20 protein-coding genes and 1 pseudogene are annotated in these 15,875 nt (G+C 71.8%); 15 read left to right on the forward strand and 6 right to left on the reverse strand.

Annotated elements, in window-relative coordinates:
• Window positions 1–2: 2 nt before the first annotated feature.
• The 3 genes from NLX86_RS12115 to NLX86_RS12125 form a co-directional block, all read right to left on the reverse strand.
• Window positions 3–518, reverse strand: coding sequence for a hypothetical protein (locus tag NLX86_RS12115; RefSeq protein WP_254371674.1), 516 nt, complete (start codon window positions 516–518; stop codon window positions 3–5).
• A 52-nt stretch (window positions 519–570) separates the two neighbouring features.
• Window positions 571–2,901, reverse strand: a complete 2,331-nt coding sequence (locus NLX86_RS12120; protein ID WP_374213866.1) for a heavy metal translocating P-type ATPase — start codon at window positions 2,899–2,901, stop codon at window positions 571–573.
• Window positions 2,902–3,055: 154 nt separating this feature from the next.
• The gene (locus NLX86_RS12125) at window positions 3,056–3,268 is read right to left on the reverse strand and encodes a heavy-metal-associated domain-containing protein (RefSeq protein ID WP_254371640.1); all 213 of its coding nucleotides are present in this window, start codon (window positions 3,266–3,268) and stop codon (window positions 3,056–3,058) included.
• A gap of 118 nt (window positions 3,269–3,386) precedes the next feature.
• Here NLX86_RS12125 and NLX86_RS12130 point away from each other — a divergent pair, with 118 nt between their 5' ends.
• The 5 genes from NLX86_RS12130 (at window position 3,387) to NLX86_RS12150 (ending at window position 6,690) form a co-directional block, all read left to right on the forward strand.
• Window positions 3,387–3,839: a heavy metal-responsive transcriptional regulator gene (locus tag NLX86_RS12130; protein WP_254371641.1), complete on the forward strand. Its 453-nt coding sequence runs from the start codon at window positions 3,387–3,389 to the stop codon at window positions 3,837–3,839.
• Window positions 3,840–4,458: 619 nt separating this feature from the next.
• On the forward strand, window positions 4,459–4,998 hold the full coding sequence (locus tag NLX86_RS12135; RefSeq protein ID WP_254371642.1) for a hypothetical protein: 540 nt from the start codon (window positions 4,459–4,461) through the stop codon (window positions 4,996–4,998).
• A 93-nt stretch (window positions 4,999–5,091) separates the two neighbouring features.
• Entirely contained in the window at window positions 5,092–5,328 is a 237-nt protein-coding gene (locus tag NLX86_RS12140; protein WP_254371643.1) for a DUF6186 family protein, read from the forward strand.
• Window positions 5,329–5,389: 61 nt separating this feature from the next.
• A complete protein-coding gene (locus tag NLX86_RS12145) occupies window positions 5,390–5,755 on the forward strand; it encodes a DUF6256 family protein (protein WP_254371644.1) in 366 nt (121 codons plus the stop codon).
• Window positions 5,756–6,114: 359 nt separating this feature from the next.
• Window positions 6,115–6,690, forward strand: a complete 576-nt coding sequence (locus tag NLX86_RS12150) for a DUF3105 domain-containing protein (protein WP_254371645.1) — start codon at window positions 6,115–6,117, stop codon at window positions 6,688–6,690.
• A gap of 48 nt (window positions 6,691–6,738) precedes the next feature.
• On the opposite strand, the pseudogene NLX86_RS12155 reads toward NLX86_RS12150, so the two are convergent.
• Both NLX86_RS12155 and merA (NLX86_RS12160) read right to left on the reverse strand, forming a co-directional pair.
• Window positions 6,739–6,948, reverse strand: a pseudogene (locus NLX86_RS12155) (MerR family transcriptional regulator); the annotation flags it as partial.
• A 26-nt stretch (window positions 6,949–6,974) separates the two neighbouring features.
• Window positions 6,975–8,411: a mercury(II) reductase gene (merA, locus tag NLX86_RS12160; RefSeq protein WP_254371646.1), complete on the reverse strand. Its 1,437-nt coding sequence runs from the start codon at window positions 8,409–8,411 to the stop codon at window positions 6,975–6,977.
• Between the two features lie 117 nt (window positions 8,412–8,528).
• Here merA (NLX86_RS12160) and NLX86_RS12165 point away from each other — a divergent pair, with 117 nt between their 5' ends.
• The 4 genes from NLX86_RS12165 to NLX86_RS12180 all read left to right on the forward strand — a co-directional run bounded on the left by NLX86_RS12165 (window position 8,529) and on the right by NLX86_RS12180 (window position 10,317).
• Window positions 8,529–8,918, forward strand: coding sequence for a helix-turn-helix transcriptional regulator (locus NLX86_RS12165; protein ID WP_254371647.1), 390 nt, complete (start codon window positions 8,529–8,531; stop codon window positions 8,916–8,918).
• On the forward strand, window positions 8,918–9,229 hold the full coding sequence (locus NLX86_RS12170) for a hypothetical protein (RefSeq protein ID WP_254371648.1): 312 nt from the start codon (window positions 8,918–8,920) through the stop codon (window positions 9,227–9,229). Before NLX86_RS12165 ends, NLX86_RS12170 begins: the two co-directional genes overlap by 1 nt.
• On the forward strand, window positions 9,226–9,897 hold the full coding sequence (locus NLX86_RS12175) for a hypothetical protein (RefSeq protein ID WP_254371649.1): 672 nt from the start codon (window positions 9,226–9,228) through the stop codon (window positions 9,895–9,897). Before NLX86_RS12170 ends, NLX86_RS12175 begins: the two co-directional genes overlap by 4 nt.
• A 117-nt stretch (window positions 9,898–10,014) precedes the next feature.
• Complete coding sequence (locus NLX86_RS12180) at window positions 10,015–10,317, forward strand: hypothetical protein (RefSeq protein WP_254371650.1); 303 nt, start codon at window positions 10,015–10,017, stop codon at window positions 10,315–10,317.
• Between the two features lie 398 nt (window positions 10,318–10,715).
• Here NLX86_RS12180 and merA (NLX86_RS12185) read toward each other — a convergent pair whose 3' ends face one another.
• Window positions 10,716–12,140: a mercury(II) reductase gene (gene merA, locus NLX86_RS12185; protein ID WP_254371651.1), complete on the reverse strand. Its 1,425-nt coding sequence runs from the start codon at window positions 12,138–12,140 to the stop codon at window positions 10,716–10,718.
• A 125-nt stretch (window positions 12,141–12,265) separates the two neighbouring features.
• Between merA (NLX86_RS12185) and NLX86_RS12190 the strand changes: the two genes are divergently transcribed.
• The 6 genes from NLX86_RS12190 (at window position 12,266) to NLX86_RS12215 (ending at window position 15,759) form a co-directional block, all read left to right on the forward strand.
• Window positions 12,266–12,652, forward strand: a complete 387-nt coding sequence (locus NLX86_RS12190; protein ID WP_254371652.1) for a helix-turn-helix transcriptional regulator — start codon at window positions 12,266–12,268, stop codon at window positions 12,650–12,652.
• The gene (locus NLX86_RS12195; protein WP_254371653.1) at window positions 12,649–12,951 is read left to right on the forward strand and encodes a mercury transporter; all 303 of its coding nucleotides are present in this window, start codon (window positions 12,649–12,651) and stop codon (window positions 12,949–12,951) included. Before NLX86_RS12190 ends, NLX86_RS12195 begins: the two co-directional genes overlap by 4 nt.
• Before the next feature lie 130 nt (window positions 12,952–13,081).
• Window positions 13,082–13,648 carry a TlpA disulfide reductase family protein gene (locus tag NLX86_RS12200; RefSeq protein ID WP_254371654.1) on the forward strand — a complete coding sequence of 189 codons (567 nt, stop codon included), beginning with the start codon at window positions 13,082–13,084 and terminating at the stop codon, window positions 13,646–13,648.
• Complete coding sequence (locus NLX86_RS12205) at window positions 13,649–14,599, forward strand: cytochrome c biogenesis protein CcdA (RefSeq protein WP_254371655.1); 951 nt, start codon at window positions 13,649–13,651, stop codon at window positions 14,597–14,599.
• A gap of 78 nt (window positions 14,600–14,677) precedes the next feature.
• Window positions 14,678–15,313 carry a vitamin K epoxide reductase family protein gene (locus NLX86_RS12210; protein ID WP_254371656.1) on the forward strand — a complete coding sequence of 212 codons (636 nt, stop codon included), beginning with the start codon at window positions 14,678–14,680 and terminating at the stop codon, window positions 15,311–15,313.
• 125 nt (window positions 15,314–15,438) lie between these two features.
• Window positions 15,439–15,759, forward strand: a complete 321-nt coding sequence (locus tag NLX86_RS12215) for a hypothetical protein (RefSeq protein ID WP_254371657.1) — start codon at window positions 15,439–15,441, stop codon at window positions 15,757–15,759.
• Window positions 15,760–15,875: the final 116 nt, after the last annotated feature.

The raw sequence follows: 15,875 nt of genomic DNA on the forward strand, positions 1-15,875 counted from the left end.
CGTCACATTCCGTCCATGCCCATCATGCCGCCCATGCCCATGCCGCCGCCCATGCCGCCGCCTCCCATACCGTTGTTGGGAGAGGCACCGCCGCTGCCGTTCTGCTGCGTTCCGCCAGGTGCCGGCGTGCCGTTCATGTTGGGCATCGACCCCTGCCCCTTCCCCATCTCCATCCCCTTCTCCATGCCCATGCGCATGGCTTCGAGCTGCATCTGCATGTACATCATCTGCATGTCCATGGGCATGCCGTTGGGGGCGCCGTTGCCGGGCGCGGTCGGCTGGGCAGGTTGGGCAGGCTGGGCCGGGGAAGCCGAGGGGGCGGGCTGGGCCGGAGCAGTCGCGGTGGCGGAGGGGGCCGGGGATGCGGCTGGGGTGGCGGCGGCGGTGGGCGAGGCGGCCGGCATGTTCGGCATGGCCGGATCGGAGCCGCCGGCGACCGCGACGGTGGCGGTGACGCCGACCGTCACGATTCCCGCGGCGATGGCGAGTGCGGTGCGGTGCTTGATCTGCAAAGCCATGAGCGTGTCCTTTAGTTCGTGCGTGTGAGTGTGGACCGGTGGACAGGGATGGTTACTTGCGGTTGGTCGGCTGGAAGCGGCGGAGCCGCAGGCTGTTGGTGACGACGAACACCGAGGAACTGGCCATCGCTGCCCCGGCGATGAGCGGGTTGAGCAGTCCGAGCGCGGCCAGCGGCAGGGCGGCGACGTTATAGACGAAGGCCCAGAAGAGGTTGCCCTTGATGGTGGACAGCGTCTTGCGGGCGAGCCGGATCGCGTCGGCCGCGCCGCGCAGGTCGCCCTTGACCAGGGTGAGATCGGCTGCGGCGATCGCCGCGTCGGTGCCGGTACCCATCGCCAGCCCCAGGTCCGCCTGAGCCAGCGCGGCGGCGTCGTTGACACCGTCGCCGACCATCGCCACGACCTTGCCCTGGCCCTGCAGCCGCTTGACCTCGGCCACCTTGTCCTCGGGGTGGACCTCGGCGATGACGGTGTCGATGCCGACCTCGGCGGCGACATGCTGGGCGGCGGCGGTGTTGTCGCCGGTGAGCAGTACGGGAGTGAGGCCGAGTGCCTTGAACTGGGCGACCGCCTCGGCGCTGGTCGCCTTGACGGTGTCGGCGACCACCAGGGCGGCCCGTACCTTCTCTTCCCAGGCGGCGAAGACCACGGTGCGCCCGGTGCGCTCGGCCTTCTGCTGGGCCCTGACCATGGCGGACGGGATCTCCAGACCCCGCTCGGTCAGCCAGCTCGCGCGGCCCGCCACCACCTGGCGTCCCTCGACGGTGCCGGTGACGCCGCAACCGGCGTGGTTGGCGAAGTCCATGACACGCGCGAGGTCACCGGTCTCCTCGGCGGCGGCATCGGCGATGGCCTTGGCGATCGGGTGCTCCGAGGCGTGCTCGACCGCGCCCGCCAGCCGAAGCACCTCCTCACGGTCCTCGCCCTCGGCGAGAACCACATCCGCCAGGCGCATCCGCCCCTCCGTCACGGTGCCGGTCTTGTCCAGCACGATCGTGTCGATACGGCGCGTGGACTCCAGCACCTCCGGCCCCCGGATCAGCAGCCCCAACTGGGCCCCACGGCCAGTGCCGACCATCAGCGCGGTCGGCGTGGCCAGCCCCAGCGAGCACGGGCAGGCGATGATCAGCACCGCCACCGCCGCGGTCATCGCGACCGGCGCCGGGTAGCCCAGATACAGCCAGGCGATCAGGGTCTCGACGGCCAGCAGGATGACGACCGGCACGAATATCGCCGAGATCTGGTCGGCGAGGCGCTGCACCTCGGCCTTGCCGGTCTGGGCCTCTTCCACCAAGCGGGCGATCTGCGCGAGCTTGGTGTCCGACCCGACCCGGGAAGCGCGCACGACGAGCCTGCCCCCCGCGTTGACGGTCGCACCGGTGACCGCGTCCCCGGGGCCGACTTCCACCGGCAGCGACTCGCCCGTCAGCAGCGACTCGTCCACCGCCGAGGAACCCTCGACCACCACCCCGTCGGTGGCGATCTTCTCCCCGGGCCGTACGACGAACTCCTGCCCGACCGCCAGCTGGTCGATCGGCACCCGCACCTCACGCCCGTCGCGCAGCACGGTGACGTCTTTGGCCCCCAGGTCCATCAGAGCCCGGATCGCCTCCCCGGCCCGCCTGCGGGCCCGCGCCTCGAAGTAGCGCCCGGCCAGGATGAACGCGGTCAGCGCCGCGGCCACCTCCAGGTACACCTCGGCCATCCCCGCGTGCTCGGTCGAGCTGGGCAGGAGCGAGAACGTCATCCGCAGCCCCGGCTCACCGGCGCCGCCGAAGAACAGCGCGTAGACGCTCCAGAGCCAGGCCGCCAGCACCCCCAGCGACACCAGGGTGTCCATGGTCGCCGCCTTGTGGCGCAGGTTCAGCGCTGCGGCCCGATGGAACGGCCACGCCCCCCACAAAGCGACCGGTGAGGCCAGCGCGAAGGCCAGCCACTGCCAGAACCGGAACTGCATGGCCGGGATCATGGAGAGCATCACCACCGGCACCGTCAGGGCCGTGGAGACCAGCAGCCGGTCCCGCAGCGCCCGCACGTGGCGCTTCTCGTCGCTCGCGGGCCCGCCACCGCCGTCGGCCGCGGCCCCGGTCTCGGCGGAGGCGGGCGGGGCGGGGAGGCTGGCCCCGTACCCGGTTGCCTTGACCACCTCGATGAGCTTCTGCGGCGTCACGTCGTCCGGGTGGGAGACGCGTGCGTTGGCGGTGGCGAAGTTCACCGACGCGCGCACGCCGGGCAGTTTGTTCAGCTTCCGCTCGATGCGCGCCGCGCACGAAGCGCAGGTCATACCCGTAATGGACAGACTGACCGTGTTCTCCGGCTCGGCCTGATCCGGCGGTTCGACTTTGGGTAGCTGAACGCTCGTCTCTGCTTCGGTGGTCGTCATAGTGAGGCTGTCTTTCTGTGCCTGGACCAGGGGCAGGCCGGGTCGGTGGTGGTTCAGCCGCCGATGGACACGGGCCGGCCGAGGGAGTCGGTCGAGTCGTACCTCGAAGGAGCCCGCCAGGCGGGCGGCGACTGCGCGGGCTCCCCGGGGAGCGTCAGGAGGCGACCAGCTCGTACTCGCCGGCCTCGACGACGGCGGCCCGTACGTCCTCCGTCGCCAGCGGGCTGTCGCTGGTCACCGTGACGCGGCCGGAGGGGACATCGACATCGACCTTGCGGACACCGGGGAGGTCGCTGAGCTCCTTGGTGATCGCGTCGGCGCAGTGGCCGCAGGTCATGCCGGTGACCGTGTACGTGGTCTCGCTCATCAGACACTCCTCGCTATGGGGGCGACCGCCGGGATCGGCGGCCGTGGGTTGCAGGGGGACCCTGGGACACGCACAGCGTTACACTTCCAGCGCACTGGAAGTTCAAGTGGAGGACGCGATGAAGATCGGCGAAGTGGCCAAGCTCACGGGAACGAGCACCAAGACCATCCGCTTCTACGAGGACACCGGCCTTGTGCCGCCGCCCACCCGCACCGCCGGAGGCCACCGCGACTACACCCCCGATACCGCCGACCGGCTCCGCTTCATCCGCCGCTGCCAGGCCGCGGGCATGTCCCTGCAGGAAGTGCGGCAGATCCTGACCGCGCACGACCGCGGCGAGAGCCCCTGCGGCCATGTCGGCCGGCTCCTGAGCGGGCGGCTGGCCGACGTACGCGCCCAGATCGCCGAACTCATCACCCTCGAAGCCCACCTCGAAACCCTGCTCGCCCACGCCGAGCAGGGCCAGCCGACCGACCACGACAACGCCGGCGTCTGCTGGATCCTCGAAACCGAACCGGCCGGAAATGTGAACGACCGCGCGAAGACAGCCGCTCCGACCCCGGCTGGTTGACCTCTGTCATCATCAGCCGGCGCCGACATCGCCCGTCGGCCCCGGGTTCGCTCCCTGGGCCCTGCTCGCCGTCAGCGGCGGGCTGTGTGCCGTAGCGGTAGCTTGCCTGGCCCGCGGTGGGCATCGCTTCGCTCGCGGTAGAACTGTGCCCGTGTAGCGGGGACGAGAGACCGGATACTCTCGGCGGGCATCCGGCGCTCGTCCCTTTCGAGTCAGCCCGCGCTGATGCCGCGGCGTTTGAACCACACTCCCTCCCCGAGACCGTCGGCGCGGCTGTCTTCCTGGATGAGTTCGTCCTGGGCCCGGCAATGGACCCGCATTTCGCCTGGTGCAGCAGCCAGTGCGGGCCGGGGGCCCCTCGAGCGCCGCGTGGCTTGGCCTACGTCGAGCGATCACTGGGTTCCAGGACTATCTGGTGCGCATCAAAGGTTGTCTGCACCCAGGAGGGGGAGGTGGCACGGAGTAGTGGGGTGAGCGGGGTCGTGTACGCCGGACAGCTCACCGGAATTGCCAAGCGCCTCCGGCTGACCTCGTAGTGGAGGAAGTCTGCCCGTCCGGGGCGGTTGCCGGCCGCGCTCTGTCCGCCCAGGACAGGGCGATCCTCCGCAGGAGCCTCCCTATGAAGCGCACCGCCCAGTCGACCGTCATGGCGGCTGCCATGGCACTTTTCACCGCTGTGACCTGTGGATGCGGGAACGGTGGCGAGGCGCCGACCCCGAGGGTCGCCGAGACCACGGCGGCGAGGACCGCCTCGCCCACGGCCACCGCACCCGAAGCAGCGGCCACCGTGACCGCGCGCTCCAGCGCCCTCGGCCAGATCCTGGTCGACGGGACGGGCCGAACGCTCTATCTGTTCGAGGCTGACACGTCGGAAGAGTCGACGTGCACCGGTACCTGTGCCGCGGCGTGGCCGCCACTGACCACTACCGGCGAACCCAAGGCGGCCGAAGGTGCCAAGGAGGACCTCCTCGGCACGGCCATCCGGGACGACGGCAGCACCGCAGTCACCTACAACGGCCACCCGCTGTACTACTACCAGGGCGACAGGAAGCCCGGCGACATGAACGGCCAGGACCTCTTACAGTTCGGCGCCAAGTGGTACGTGCTCAACGTCGCCGGCAACAAGATCGAAGGTGAGGGCGGGGGTGGCGGGTACTGATAGCCACCGAGGTGCAGGATTCCATGTCGTTGCGCTCCCTCGTGAGCTGCCCGGAGAGGGCAGGGCGGGGCGCAGGCAGTGTGGGAGGTTGTGGTGGCAGAACATCCCGTGATCGGGTATCTCGTCTGGGCGGTTCTGTTCGGCGCCCTGTTCGCCTGGGAGGGAATCGGCCTCATCCGGACCGGCGACGGCTTTCCCACCCTCAGCGATGCGCTGGGCGCGGTGATGCGCTACCGGGTGGGGCGGTGGGCGCTGTTCGCGTGGTGGTTGTGGTTCGGCTGGCATGCCTTCGTCCGCGGCTGGCACTTCCTGCTCCGGGACCCACAGTGAGGCCCCACCGCTCGGCCCGCGAGAACATCCCGTGCTGCCAGTCTGGCTGAACGTTGCGATCATGCTGACCGGCTATCTGTTGGTCATGGGATACCTCGCTCTCGGCCTGCTCATCCTGCACCGACTCCGCGCACAGTCGGATCGGGTACCCCGGCCGCGGGCCGACCGACACGCGAGCCCGCTCGCCCCGGCCCGGGCCAGACGCGGCTGGCCAGCCCTGATTCTCCGGGTCACCGGCACTGCCGTCGGCGGGTACCTGCTGCTCATGACCGTCGTCGTCGGCTACTACCGTGGAGTGGCCGGCTTGGACAGCCAGTTCGTAGCGAGCGCGCTCACCGGCTGCGCGCTTCTGGTCGGGATCACCCTGCCGGCGTTCTTCGCCGCGTCCTGGCTCGTCGAGCGCATGCGCCGCCGCCGCACCGACTGATCGGAAACGGAGGCCGCGTCCCATCGCCCCCACGCGAGCCCGGTGGGCCGGCACCCAAAGGCTGGCTGAGCGGTCGCGGACCGTCTTCGATGTTCTTACCATGGAGATCACCGACGAGGCGTCGACGACGCCGGTCGGGTTCCGCAGCCGGTCACGACAGCGGCCGGGTGAACGGATGCACTGACGCCGTGCCGTGTGGGGCGTCGGGTGGGCGCGCGGCCGTATCCATCCAGCACCGGCTGGCCCGGATGCCCTGGCTGCCGGCCGCGCCGTGTGCTCGCGCCGAAGGAGGTGCGCACCTCGTGGCTTCTCGGAGCTCAGGAGACAAATCCGCCGGACGGCGCGCCCGGGTTGAAGAGATGCGCCGCGCAGACCAGGCCCGTGACCGCCGCAGGAAGATCACCGTTATCGCCGTCTCTGCGGTGACCGTCGCCGCTCTCGGCGTGGGCGTCGGGTATCTCGTCTCCACGTCCGACGGCACGGACGCCAAGGCCACGGTGGTGGCGGGTGAGAAGACCTGGGCGAACCTGAGCCGGAACCATGTCACCGGAGACGTCTCCTATCCGATGACGCCTCCCGCAGGCGGTGACCACAATCCCGTCTGGCAGAACTGCGACGGCGACGTATACGAGAAGCCGGTGAGCGACGAGAGCGCTGTGCACTCCCTGGAACACGGCGCAGTCTGGGTCACCTACACCTCCGACGCGACGGCCGCTGACATCAAGGCGCTCGGGGACCGCGTCTCGAGGACCCCGTACACCCTGATGAGCCCATATCCCGGCCAGTCCTCGCCCATCACGCTGACCGCCTGGGGTCACCAGTTGAACGTGACCGCCGGCTCGGACTCCCGGGTGGCGGATTTCCTCGACAAGTACGTCCAGGGCCCGCAGACACCCGAGCCCGGAGCCACGTGCACCGGCGGTAGGGCCGAATGATGGCGGACGTCGCATTCCGTTCAGGCATTCCCTGGTCGAGGCGCGGATCTCGGCCACGGTCAGGCCCAGGCCGCGTAGTTCGCCGATCCATTGCACGCACCACAGGGCGTCGGCGTCGAACATGCGGTAGTTCGCCGGGCTGCGGCCGACCGTGTAGATCAGCCCGGTGTCGGTGTACTCGCGCAGCGTCTTGATCGGCACCCCGGTCCGGCGGGACAGCTCGCCGACCGTCATCGAGCGCGCCCGGTTCGTCCTCATGGACCGCTCCGTTCCCCGTTCATGGTTCAGCCGGCGCAGCAGGACAGCTTGGCGACGTCGGAGGTGAAGGTCTGGGCGGCGAGTTTGAGGGCTTCGGCCATGGTGAGGTACGGGGCCCAGGTGTGGGCGAGCCGGTCGACGGTGAGTCCTGCGGTAATCGCGTAGGTGGCGGCGGTGATGATGTCGCCGGCGCCGTCGGCGATGACGTGCACGCCGAGCAGGCGGCCGGTGCCGGCCTCCGCGACGATTTTGACCAGGCCGCGGGTGTCACGGTTGGCCAGCGCCCGGGGCACGTACTCCAGCGGCAGCGTACGGCAGTCGCATCGGATTCCCGCCTCGGCCACTTGGGCGTCGGTCAGGCCGACGGCGGCGATGGCGGGGCTGGTGAAGGTGACCCGGGGCAGCGCGGTGTAGTCCAGGGTGCGCTCGGCACCGTCGAGGGCGTTGTCGGCGACGAGGGTGCCGTGGGCGGCGGCGACGTAGACGAACTGCGGGTGTCCGGTGACGTCGCCGGCGGCCCAGATCCGCTCGTTGCTGGTGCGCAGGTGCTCGTCCACGACGATCTCGCCGCGCCGGCTTGTCTTGACCCCGACCTGTTCGAGCTTCAGGCCGGCGGTGACCGGGCGGCGTCCGGTGGCGATCAGCAGTTCCTCGGCGCGCAGGTCGACCTGGTTCCCGCCTCGGGTGCGTACGCTCGCGACGCGCTCGCCGTCCTGGGTGCGGACGGCGGTCAGGGTGGCGCCGGTGTGCACGGTGATGCCGTCGTCGGTGAAGACCTCCTCGATCACGGCGGAAATCTCCGGCTCCTCGAACGGGGCGAGCCGGTCCAGGGCCTCCACGACGGTGACCGTCGTGCCGAGGCGGGCGAAGAGCTGGGCCTGCTCCAGGCCGACGGCGTTCCCGCCCACCACGATCATCGACTCCGGCAGCCGGTCGAGTTCCATGGCGGTGGTGGAGGTGAGGTAGCCGGCCTGGTCCAGTCCGTCGATGGGTGGGGCCCAGGGCGCGGAGCCGGTGGCGATCAGGTAGTGGGCGGCTTCGATCCGCCGGGTGCCGCCGTTCAGCGCGACGTCCACCACAGGGCCGCCGCCGTTCCGGGCGAAGGCGGCGGTGCCGTGCACGATCTCCCAGCCGTACTCGGCGGCCAGGTCGGTGTACTTCTCGGTGCGCAACTGCTCCACCAGGGCGTCCTTGCCGCCGATCAGGGCGGAGAAGCCGACGGGCACCTGTGCGGGTGTCAGTCCGGGGAACCGCCCGGCCGCGTGTGCGGTGTGCCGGGCCTCGGCGGCGGCCAGCAGCGCCTTGGACGGCACGCAGCCGACGTTCACGCAGGTCCCGCCGGTGGTGCCGCGCTCGACCATCACCACGCGCTTGCCCTTGTTACGGGCGGCGATGGCGGCGGCGAACGCCGCCGAGCCCGAGCCGATGACCGCCAGGTCGAAGCCGGATTCCGTCGTGGTCACCGTACTGCCTCCCTGCTCCAGGCCCGGCACGAAGGACGAGCCGCTTCTATATGCCTTGGCGAATAGTCGATGCCAGCATACTATATGCGTGAGCGAATAAGTGGGAAGGTGCTCCCAATGAACCCCACTACAGCCCCTGCCCCGCTCCAGGCCCCTCCGGCCGTCCCGGTCGGCGAACCGGCCGGGTATGCGGCGTTGCGCGCCCTGGCTCACCCCACACGGCTGAGATTGCTCGAGTTCATCCTGCGCGGCGAGCGCACCTCCGCGGAGTGCGCCGCGTACGCCGGGATCTCCCAGCCGCGGGTGTCGGTCCAGTTGTCCTGTCTGGTCGGCTGCGGATACGTGAGCGCCCGCCGCGACGGCCGCAAGCTGCGCTACTCCATCGGCGACCCGCGTATAGCCGATCTGCTCGTGCTCGCCCGCGCCCTGGCCGCCGACAACGCGGCCGCCCTCGCCCGCTGCCCCTCCAAAGCGGCGGAAACGCAATGCATGGAAGAAGACCCCTGATGCCCACCCCCGTCCCGCCTCGACGCCGTGACGGCCCCGACCGGCCAGGCGCCGGCTTCGGCCTCGTCGCCGTGCTGATGGCCGTCTGCTGCGCCGCGCCCGTCCTGATCCTCTCCGGCGCCCTCGCCGGGGCCGGGGCCTGGCTCGGCAACCCCGTGGTGATCGCCGTCGCGGTCGTGCTGGCCGTCGGCGTCGTCGCTGCCGTCTTCGCCCGTCGCGCCCACCGCCCGCCGGCATCCTCCGCCTCGGACTTCGACGACCGGGATCGCCCGTCCCGGCCCGCATCCCAGGAAGGGCCGGACGATCGATGACGAACCGCCGTCGCCTCCCGCCTGCCCAGCCGGAGCGGCTTCCGGGGGAGGGGGTTCGGACGGGCGCGCGCGGCGGCGTCAGGGGGCTGGGCGTCAGGGGCGTGGTGGCCGCGCTCGTCGCCTCGTTGTGCTGCACCGGACCGCTGCTGCTGATCGCCGTCGGCGCGGGCACCGGGCTGCTGAGCGGGGCGGGCAGGGTCCTGCCCGTGTACGCGCCGCTGGCCGGCGGCCTGCTCATGCTCGGCTTCCTGGCCTGGGAGGTACGCCGCCGCGGCGGCTCGTTCACCCTTGCCGGGCTCCGCAGGGCCCGCTCAGTGATCATCAGCGGCCTGCTCGTCTTCGCCACAGCCTGGCTGGTGATGACCACCGCTGTGACCCCGTGGCTCGCCGAAACGCTCACGCCGTCCACCGCCGCGACCACGACCAGCCGGCCCGCGGCCGACTACCCCGGACCCCAGCGCCCCCTTGAGCTCCGCATCGACGGGATGTACTGCCCCGCCTGCGTTGCCGTGATGAAAACGCAGCTGCGTGACGTCGAGGGCATCGTGAACGTCGAGAAGGTCTGGACCGGCGGCGCACGGCTCACCTACGACCCCAACCTCGTCAGCGCCGAGGAGATCCGGCAGGCCGCAACCTTCGGCAGTTTCACGGCACGCATCGAGCCGTGAGGCGGCGGCCGGGCCCTCCTCGGACGGAGGTCGGGACCGTTTGTGCTGTGCCGAATGTCAGAGCGCGCCATACTATATGGATGAGCGAATAGATTTAAGGTTGCAGAGGAACTCGCCATGAGCCTCACGCCGGTGCACACCTCTTCCCGGCCCTCACGCCGCAAGCCGGACCGGTCCGCCGGCGGCTGGGCCGCAGGTTTCGGCCGACTGCTGACGACTGCCCGTGGTGCGGGTCCCGTCCTGCTCGCCGCGGGGGCCCTGGCCGGCGTCGGCGCCGTATTGTCCATCGCCTGGGCGGTCGATGCCGGGGTCGTCCTGGCCGTCGCCGCCGTCGTCACCGTGCTCGTGCGCCGCCGCCTCCAGAGCGACGCCTCCTGCGCGCACGACCAGCGCGACCGGCGCCGCAGGCGGTGCTGCTGACCGCGGGGAGGAATCCGCCGATGGCCGCCGCCTCGTCCGTACCGGCCCGGCACCGCAGTGCGCTGAGCCGTGCTGTCCGCCAACTGCTGCAGGTCACGTTTGCCGGTCTCGGCGCCCTGGCCGCCACGCTGGGCGCGGGGCTGTCGCTGGTCGGTCTGTGCTGTGGCGGCCTGGCCGCTGCGGGTGCGGGCACGGCCGCCACGGGCGCCGCCGTGCCGGGTCCCTGGTCCTGGCTGTTGCTGATGGCCGGTGCCACGCTGATCACGGCCGCCCTGATCGTGCGCAGTCGACGGCCGGCCCCTGGGGAGTGCTGCCCGCCGAAGCGCACGATCGCCGCGTCCGGGGCAAGGGCGCCGCCGGAGGGGATCTCCTCGGGCGCGGCCGGGACGGCGGCTGCTTCAGCCGGCGCAGCAGGACAGTTTGGCGACATCCGAGGTGAAGGTCTGGGCTGTGAGCTTGAGGGCTTCGGCCATGGTCAGGTAGGGGTGCCAGGTGTGGGCGAGCTGGTCGACGGTGAGTCCTGCGGTGATGGCGTAGGTGGCGGCGGTGATGATGTCGCCGGCGGCGTCGGCCAGGACGTGGGCGCCCAGCAGCTTTCCGGAGTCGCGTTCGGCGATGAGCTTGACCAGGCCGCGGGTGTCGCGGTTGGCCAGAGCCCGGGGCACGTACTCCAGCGGCAGCGTGCGGCACTGGCAGGCGATGCCCGCCTCGGCCAGCTGGGCTTCGGTCATCCCGACCGAGGCAATGGCCGGGCTGGTGAAGGTGACCTTCGGCAGCGCGGTGTAGTCCAGGGTGCGCTCCGCCCCCTCCAGGGCGTTGTCAGCGACCAGAGTGCCCTGGGCCGCGGCCACATACACGAAGTCGGGGTGCCCGGTGACGGCCCCGGCCGCCCAGATGCGGGGGTTGTCGGTGCCCAGGTACTCGTCCACGACGACTTCGCCGCGGTCGCCGGTCTTCACGCCCACCCGCTCCAGACCGAGGCCGTCGGTGACCGGGCGGCGTCCGGTGGCGACCAGCAGGTGGCCGGCGCGCACCTGCTGCTCGCCGCCGGGACCGGTGAGGGTGGCGAGGATGCCGTCGCCGTCGCGGCGTGCCGCGCTGACCTGGGTGCGGGTGTGGACGGTGATGCCCTCATCCGCGAAGACGGCCTCGATGCCGGCGGAGATCTCCGGCTCCTCCTGGGAGGCCGGGCGGGAGCGGACGGCCAGGGTGACGCGGCTGCCGAGGCGGGCGAAGAGCTGGGCCTGCTCAAGGCCGACGTAGCCGCCGCCGAGCACCAGCAGGTGCTCGGGGAGCTGGTCCAGCTCCATGGCGGTGGTGGAGGTCAGGTAGCCAACCTCGTCCAGTCCGTCGATGGGCGGGGTCCAGGGTGTGGAGCCGGTGGCGATCAGGTAGTGGGCGGCCTCGATGGTGGTGGTGCCGCCGTCGTTCAGCGCGACCTGAAGTGCGGGGCCGTCGGTGAACGTGGCGGTGCCGTGCACGATCTGCCAGCCGTACCCGGCGGCCAGATCGGTGTACTTCTGCGCCCGCAGCTGCTCCACCAGGGCGTCCTTGCCGCCGATCAGGGCCGGGAAGTCGACCGGCACGGTGGCCGGGGCCAGCCCGGGGAACCGCCCGGCCGCCTGCGCGGCGCGCCGGGCCTCGGCGGCGGCCAGCAGCGCCTTGGACGGCACGCAGCCGACGTTCACGCAGGTGCCGCCGACCGTGCCGCGCTCGACCATCACCACGCGCCTGCCCTTGTTGCAGGCGGCGATGGCCGCGGCGAACGCGCCGCCTCCCGAGCCGATGATCGCCAGGTCGTAACCGGTGTGGGCCTGGGGCACTGCACTACCTCCCTCAGTGGGGCCGGACGCTCCGCGCCGGACCCGTTTTCTATGCGGCTTGCCGAATGGCAGACGGCCACCATACTATGCGGGCAAGCGAATAGCTGCTTGGAAAGGCCCCGCCTATGAAAACCCCCGCCCTCACCGGCTCCCCTGCCACGGAGGCCACGGCCGAGGTGCCGTGCATCCACCTGGACACCACGGCCCGGTTCTTCCGCGCGCTTGCGGACCCGACCCGGCTGAAGCTGCTGGAGTTTATCCAGCGCGGCGAGCGCACCAGCGCGGAGTGCGTGGAGCACGCCGGGATCTCGCAGCCGCGGGTGTCGGTGCACCTGTCCTGCCTCGTGGACTGCGGCTACGTCAGCGCCCGCCGGGACGGCAAGAAACTGCGCTACTCCGTCGGCGACCCCCGCGTCGCGGACCTGATCATGCTGGCCCGGTCCCTGGCCGCGGACAACGCCGCCGCACTGGACTGCTGCCCCCGCATCCCCGGAAAGGGAGAGTCGCGATGACGCGCCCGCCCGCCCAACCTGGTGACCGGCGCGGCGGTCTGCTCGGCACCGTCGGGATGGTCGGCGTCGTGCTGCTGCCGATCATCTGCTGCGCCGGCCCGGTGCTGCTGGCCGGCGGCGCCCTGGCCGGCCTCGGCGGGGTGCTGGGCAGCCCCTGGCTGCTGGTCCCGGCCGCCGTCCTGCCGGCCGGCGCTCTCGCCTGGTGGCTGCGCCGCCGCAGTTCCGCCGGCGGCGACTCCTGCTGCCCCCCGGCCACCCGCACCGACCAGCACGACCGCGACCTGCTCCGCAAGCCCTGACCCCGCCCCGCCCGGCACTGCCGCGCCCGCGGTGACGTTCGCCGGTCACCCGCCGCACTCCCCCGTCCACTCCCCAGCCGACCGGGACCGTTCACCCGGTCCCGGCCTCCGAGGAAGGCCCGCACCACCCATGACCTCCCCGCTCCCCACCGGCCGCCGCACCCGCGTGCGCCGCCGCAGCGCCCTGGCCCTCGCCGCGGCCGCCACCGCCGCACTCACCCTGTCTGCCTGCGGCACCGGCACCACCGACTCCACGGCCAAGACCGGTGCCAGCAGCGGCAATTCCGCTGCCAAGAGCGCCGAGACGGACACCGTCACCCTCCTTGACGACACCGAGCTGGCGCTGCCCGCGAAGGAGCCCGCCGCTCTGTTCTTCTTCTCCGTGGGCTGCGGCGAATGCGCCGGCGGCGCCAAGTCGCTGGATACAGCCGCCAAGGCGTTCGGGGACAAGGCCACCTTCCTCGCGGTGGACATGGACCCGAGCGAGTCGCCGGCGACCATCCGGCAGTTCCTCGACTACATCAAGGCGCCCTCACTGCCCGCCACCGTCGACAAGGGCGCCGCTCTCTCCCGCCGCTACCAGGTCGCGGCCCTGTCCACGCTGATCGTCGTCGACCCCCAGGGCAAGGTCACCTACCGGGCCACCGACCCCTCCGCGGACCAGATCCAGGCCGCCTTGAAGAAGGCGGGCGCGTAAGTGAACGGCCTGCTCGCCCTCGCCTTCGCCGCAGGCATGCTCGCCCCGGTCAACCCGTGCGGCTTCGCCCTGTTGCCCGCCTGGATCACCGCCGCCCTCGGCGAAGCCGACACCTCGCCGGTGCCGGTACGCCTCGCCCGCGCCCTGCGCTCCGGCGCCGCCCTCACCCTCGGCTTCGCCGGCACCCTCGCAGCCGCCGGGCTCATCGTCAGCGCCGGCGCCCGCGCCCTGATCGCCGCCGCCCCCTGGCTCGGCCTGGCCACCGGCATCATCCTGCTGCTCCTCGGCGCCTTCATGCTCACCGGCCGCTCGCTCGGCCTGCAGCTGAACCTGTCCACCGGCACCAGAGGATCGGCGGGCCCGCCGACCGCCCGGCGCATGGTGGTGTTCGGCGTCGGCTACGCCGCCGCATCACTGTCCTGCACCTTCGGCGTGCTGCTGGCCGTCATCGCCCAGGCCCAGGCCACCGCCAGCTTCGCCGGGCTGCTCGCGGTATTCGCCGCCTACGCCACCGGATCGGCCGCCGTCCTGCTGCTCGTCGCGGTCACCACCGCCGCGGCGGGCGCCGCCCTCACCCGCAAGATCACCGCCCTGGCCCGGCACGGCACCCGCATCACCGCCGCCGTCCTCGTCCTCACCGGCGCCTACCTGGCCTGGTACTGGTACCCCGCCGCCACCGGCGGCCCCGCCACCGCCACCCCCGGCGGCGGCCTCGCCACCTGGTCCGCCACCGCCACCGCCTGGATCCAGGGCCACACCATCACCATCGCCGTCACCGCGCTCGCGGTCGTCCTCGCGGTCACAGCCGCCGCGCTGCGCCACCGCAGGCGGCCCGCCCGCCACGCCGCTCCCACCGGGGCAGCCCCCTTGGCCGAGGCGGACTGCTGCCCGCCCCAGCCCGTCCCCACCCCGGCCGCCCCCGACCGCGACAACGGCGGCCACTGCTGCTGACCCGCACCCACGCCCCGTCTCTGCGGCCGGGCAACGGACAAAGCCCCGGCCGCAGGCATGCGAGAACGGAACGGCGCCATGACCACGCCAGCAGCCCACGAGACGGCCTTCCCGACCGCGCACACGAGCACGCACACGACCATCGGCGCCGACCGCACGTTCGCCCTCCTGCTGATCCTGGGCGGCTCCCTCGGCCTGCTCGCCTCGGCCGTGCTCACCCACGACAAGATGACGCTGCTCGCCAACCCGAACCATGTCTCGGCGTGCAGCATCAACCCGGTCCTGTCCAGCAGCAACATCATGAAGAGCTGGCAGGCCAGCACCTTCGGCTTCCCCAACCCCTTCATCGGCTGGGCCGCCTTCCCCGCCGTCATCGCCATCGGCGCAGGACTGCTGGCCGGCGCCCGCTACCGGCGCTGGCACTGGCTGGGCCTGCAGGCCGGCACCGTCTTCGGCATCGGCTTCGTGACCTGGCTGCAGTACTCCTCGCTGTATGTCATCGGCGCGCTGTGCCTGTGGTGCACCCTTGTATGGGCCGTGACGATCCTCCTCTTGTGGTACACCACCCTGCACAACATCCAGCACGGGCTCATCCCCGCCCCCGACCGGGTGCGCCGCACCGTGGCGGAGTTCCACTGGGCCGTGCCCGTCCTGTGGATCGGCACCATCGCGCTGCTGATCCTGACCCGGTGGGGCAGCGCCCTGTGGGCCTGACCCCAGCCCCGAGCCCCGGCCCCCAACCCCCGTGGGAGCCGGGAGGGCGGCCGGCTGCCGCATCCCCCCGAACGGCAGCCGGCCACACCCTCACCCCTATCCGCCCGGCCCCCGGAGTCCCCTCGATGCGCACGGCATCCCACAGCGCCCTCGCCCGACCGCGCCGGGTGCTCGGCCACCTGCTGACGGCCACGCTCGCCGCGCTCGGGACCCTCAGCGCAGCCCTCGGCGCCGGGCTTTCCCTGATCGGGCTGTGCTGCGGCGGCGGCGCGCTGGTCGCCGCGGGCGCCGGCACGGCCGCCACCGGGACGGCAGTCGGCGGCCCCGCTATGTGGCTGTTCCAGGCCGCCGGAGCCGCCTTGATCACTGCCGCCTGGCTCGTACGCCGCCGACAGACGGCCCGTCGCGACTGCTGCCCACCGCGCGGACGGCCCGGCGCCCGCTGAACACCCTGGGGCCCGTGCGAGGGGTGCCAGACCGCCGCACTAGATGAATGAGTCCAAGGGGTGTCGTTGCGGTCAGTGATCGTAGGCGGTGAGTGATCGCTTGACCGGCTGATTGG

Source organism: Streptomyces sp. A3M-1-3 (assembly GCF_024213665.1).
Classification (GTDB): domain Bacteria; phylum Actinomycetota; class Actinomycetes; order Streptomycetales; family Streptomycetaceae; genus Streptomyces.

What these genes read in the sequence shown, in the direction of transcription:
- NLX86_RS12210 (WP_254371656.1), top strand. Translation starts at nt 14,678, where the DNA reads ATGACCACGCCAGCAGCCCACGAGACGGCCTTCCCGACCGCGCACACG.
- NLX86_RS12125 (WP_254371640.1), bottom strand. Translation starts at nt 3,268, where the DNA reads ATGAGCGAGACCACGTACACGGTCACCGGCATGACCTGCGGCCACTGC.
- NLX86_RS12115 (WP_254371674.1), bottom strand. Translation starts at nt 518, where the DNA reads ATGGCTTTGCAGATCAAGCACCGCACCGCACTCGCCATCGCCGCGGGA.
- NLX86_RS12135 (WP_254371642.1), top strand. Translation starts at nt 4,459, where the DNA reads ATGAAGCGCACCGCCCAGTCGACCGTCATGGCGGCTGCCATGGCACTT.
- NLX86_RS12215 (WP_254371657.1), top strand. Translation starts at nt 15,439, where the DNA reads ATGCGCACGGCATCCCACAGCGCCCTCGCCCGACCGCGCCGGGTGCTC.
- NLX86_RS12120 (WP_374213866.1), bottom strand. Translation starts at nt 2,901, where the DNA reads ATGACGACCACCGAAGCAGAGACGAGCGTTCAGCTACCCAAAGTCGAA.
- NLX86_RS12190 (WP_254371652.1), top strand. Translation starts at nt 12,266, where the DNA reads ATGAAAACCCCCGCCCTCACCGGCTCCCCTGCCACGGAGGCCACGGCC.
- NLX86_RS12130 (WP_254371641.1), top strand. Translation starts at nt 3,387, where the DNA reads ATGAAGATCGGCGAAGTGGCCAAGCTCACGGGAACGAGCACCAAGACC.
- NLX86_RS12150 (WP_254371645.1), top strand. Translation starts at nt 6,115, where the DNA reads ATGCGCCGCGCAGACCAGGCCCGTGACCGCCGCAGGAAGATCACCGTT.
- NLX86_RS12195 (WP_254371653.1), top strand. Translation starts at nt 12,649, where the DNA reads ATGACGCGCCCGCCCGCCCAACCTGGTGACCGGCGCGGCGGTCTGCTC.
- NLX86_RS12175 (WP_254371649.1), top strand. Translation starts at nt 9,226, where the DNA reads ATGACGAACCGCCGTCGCCTCCCGCCTGCCCAGCCGGAGCGGCTTCCG.
- NLX86_RS12200 (WP_254371654.1), top strand. Translation starts at nt 13,082, where the DNA reads ATGACCTCCCCGCTCCCCACCGGCCGCCGCACCCGCGTGCGCCGCCGC.
- NLX86_RS12165 (WP_254371647.1), top strand. Translation starts at nt 8,529, where the DNA reads ATGAACCCCACTACAGCCCCTGCCCCGCTCCAGGCCCCTCCGGCCGTC.
- NLX86_RS12180 (WP_254371650.1), top strand. Translation starts at nt 10,015, where the DNA reads ATGAGCCTCACGCCGGTGCACACCTCTTCCCGGCCCTCACGCCGCAAG.
- NLX86_RS12145 (WP_254371644.1), top strand. Translation starts at nt 5,390, where the DNA reads ATGCTGACCGGCTATCTGTTGGTCATGGGATACCTCGCTCTCGGCCTG.
- NLX86_RS12170 (WP_254371648.1), top strand. Translation starts at nt 8,918, where the DNA reads ATGCCCACCCCCGTCCCGCCTCGACGCCGTGACGGCCCCGACCGGCCA.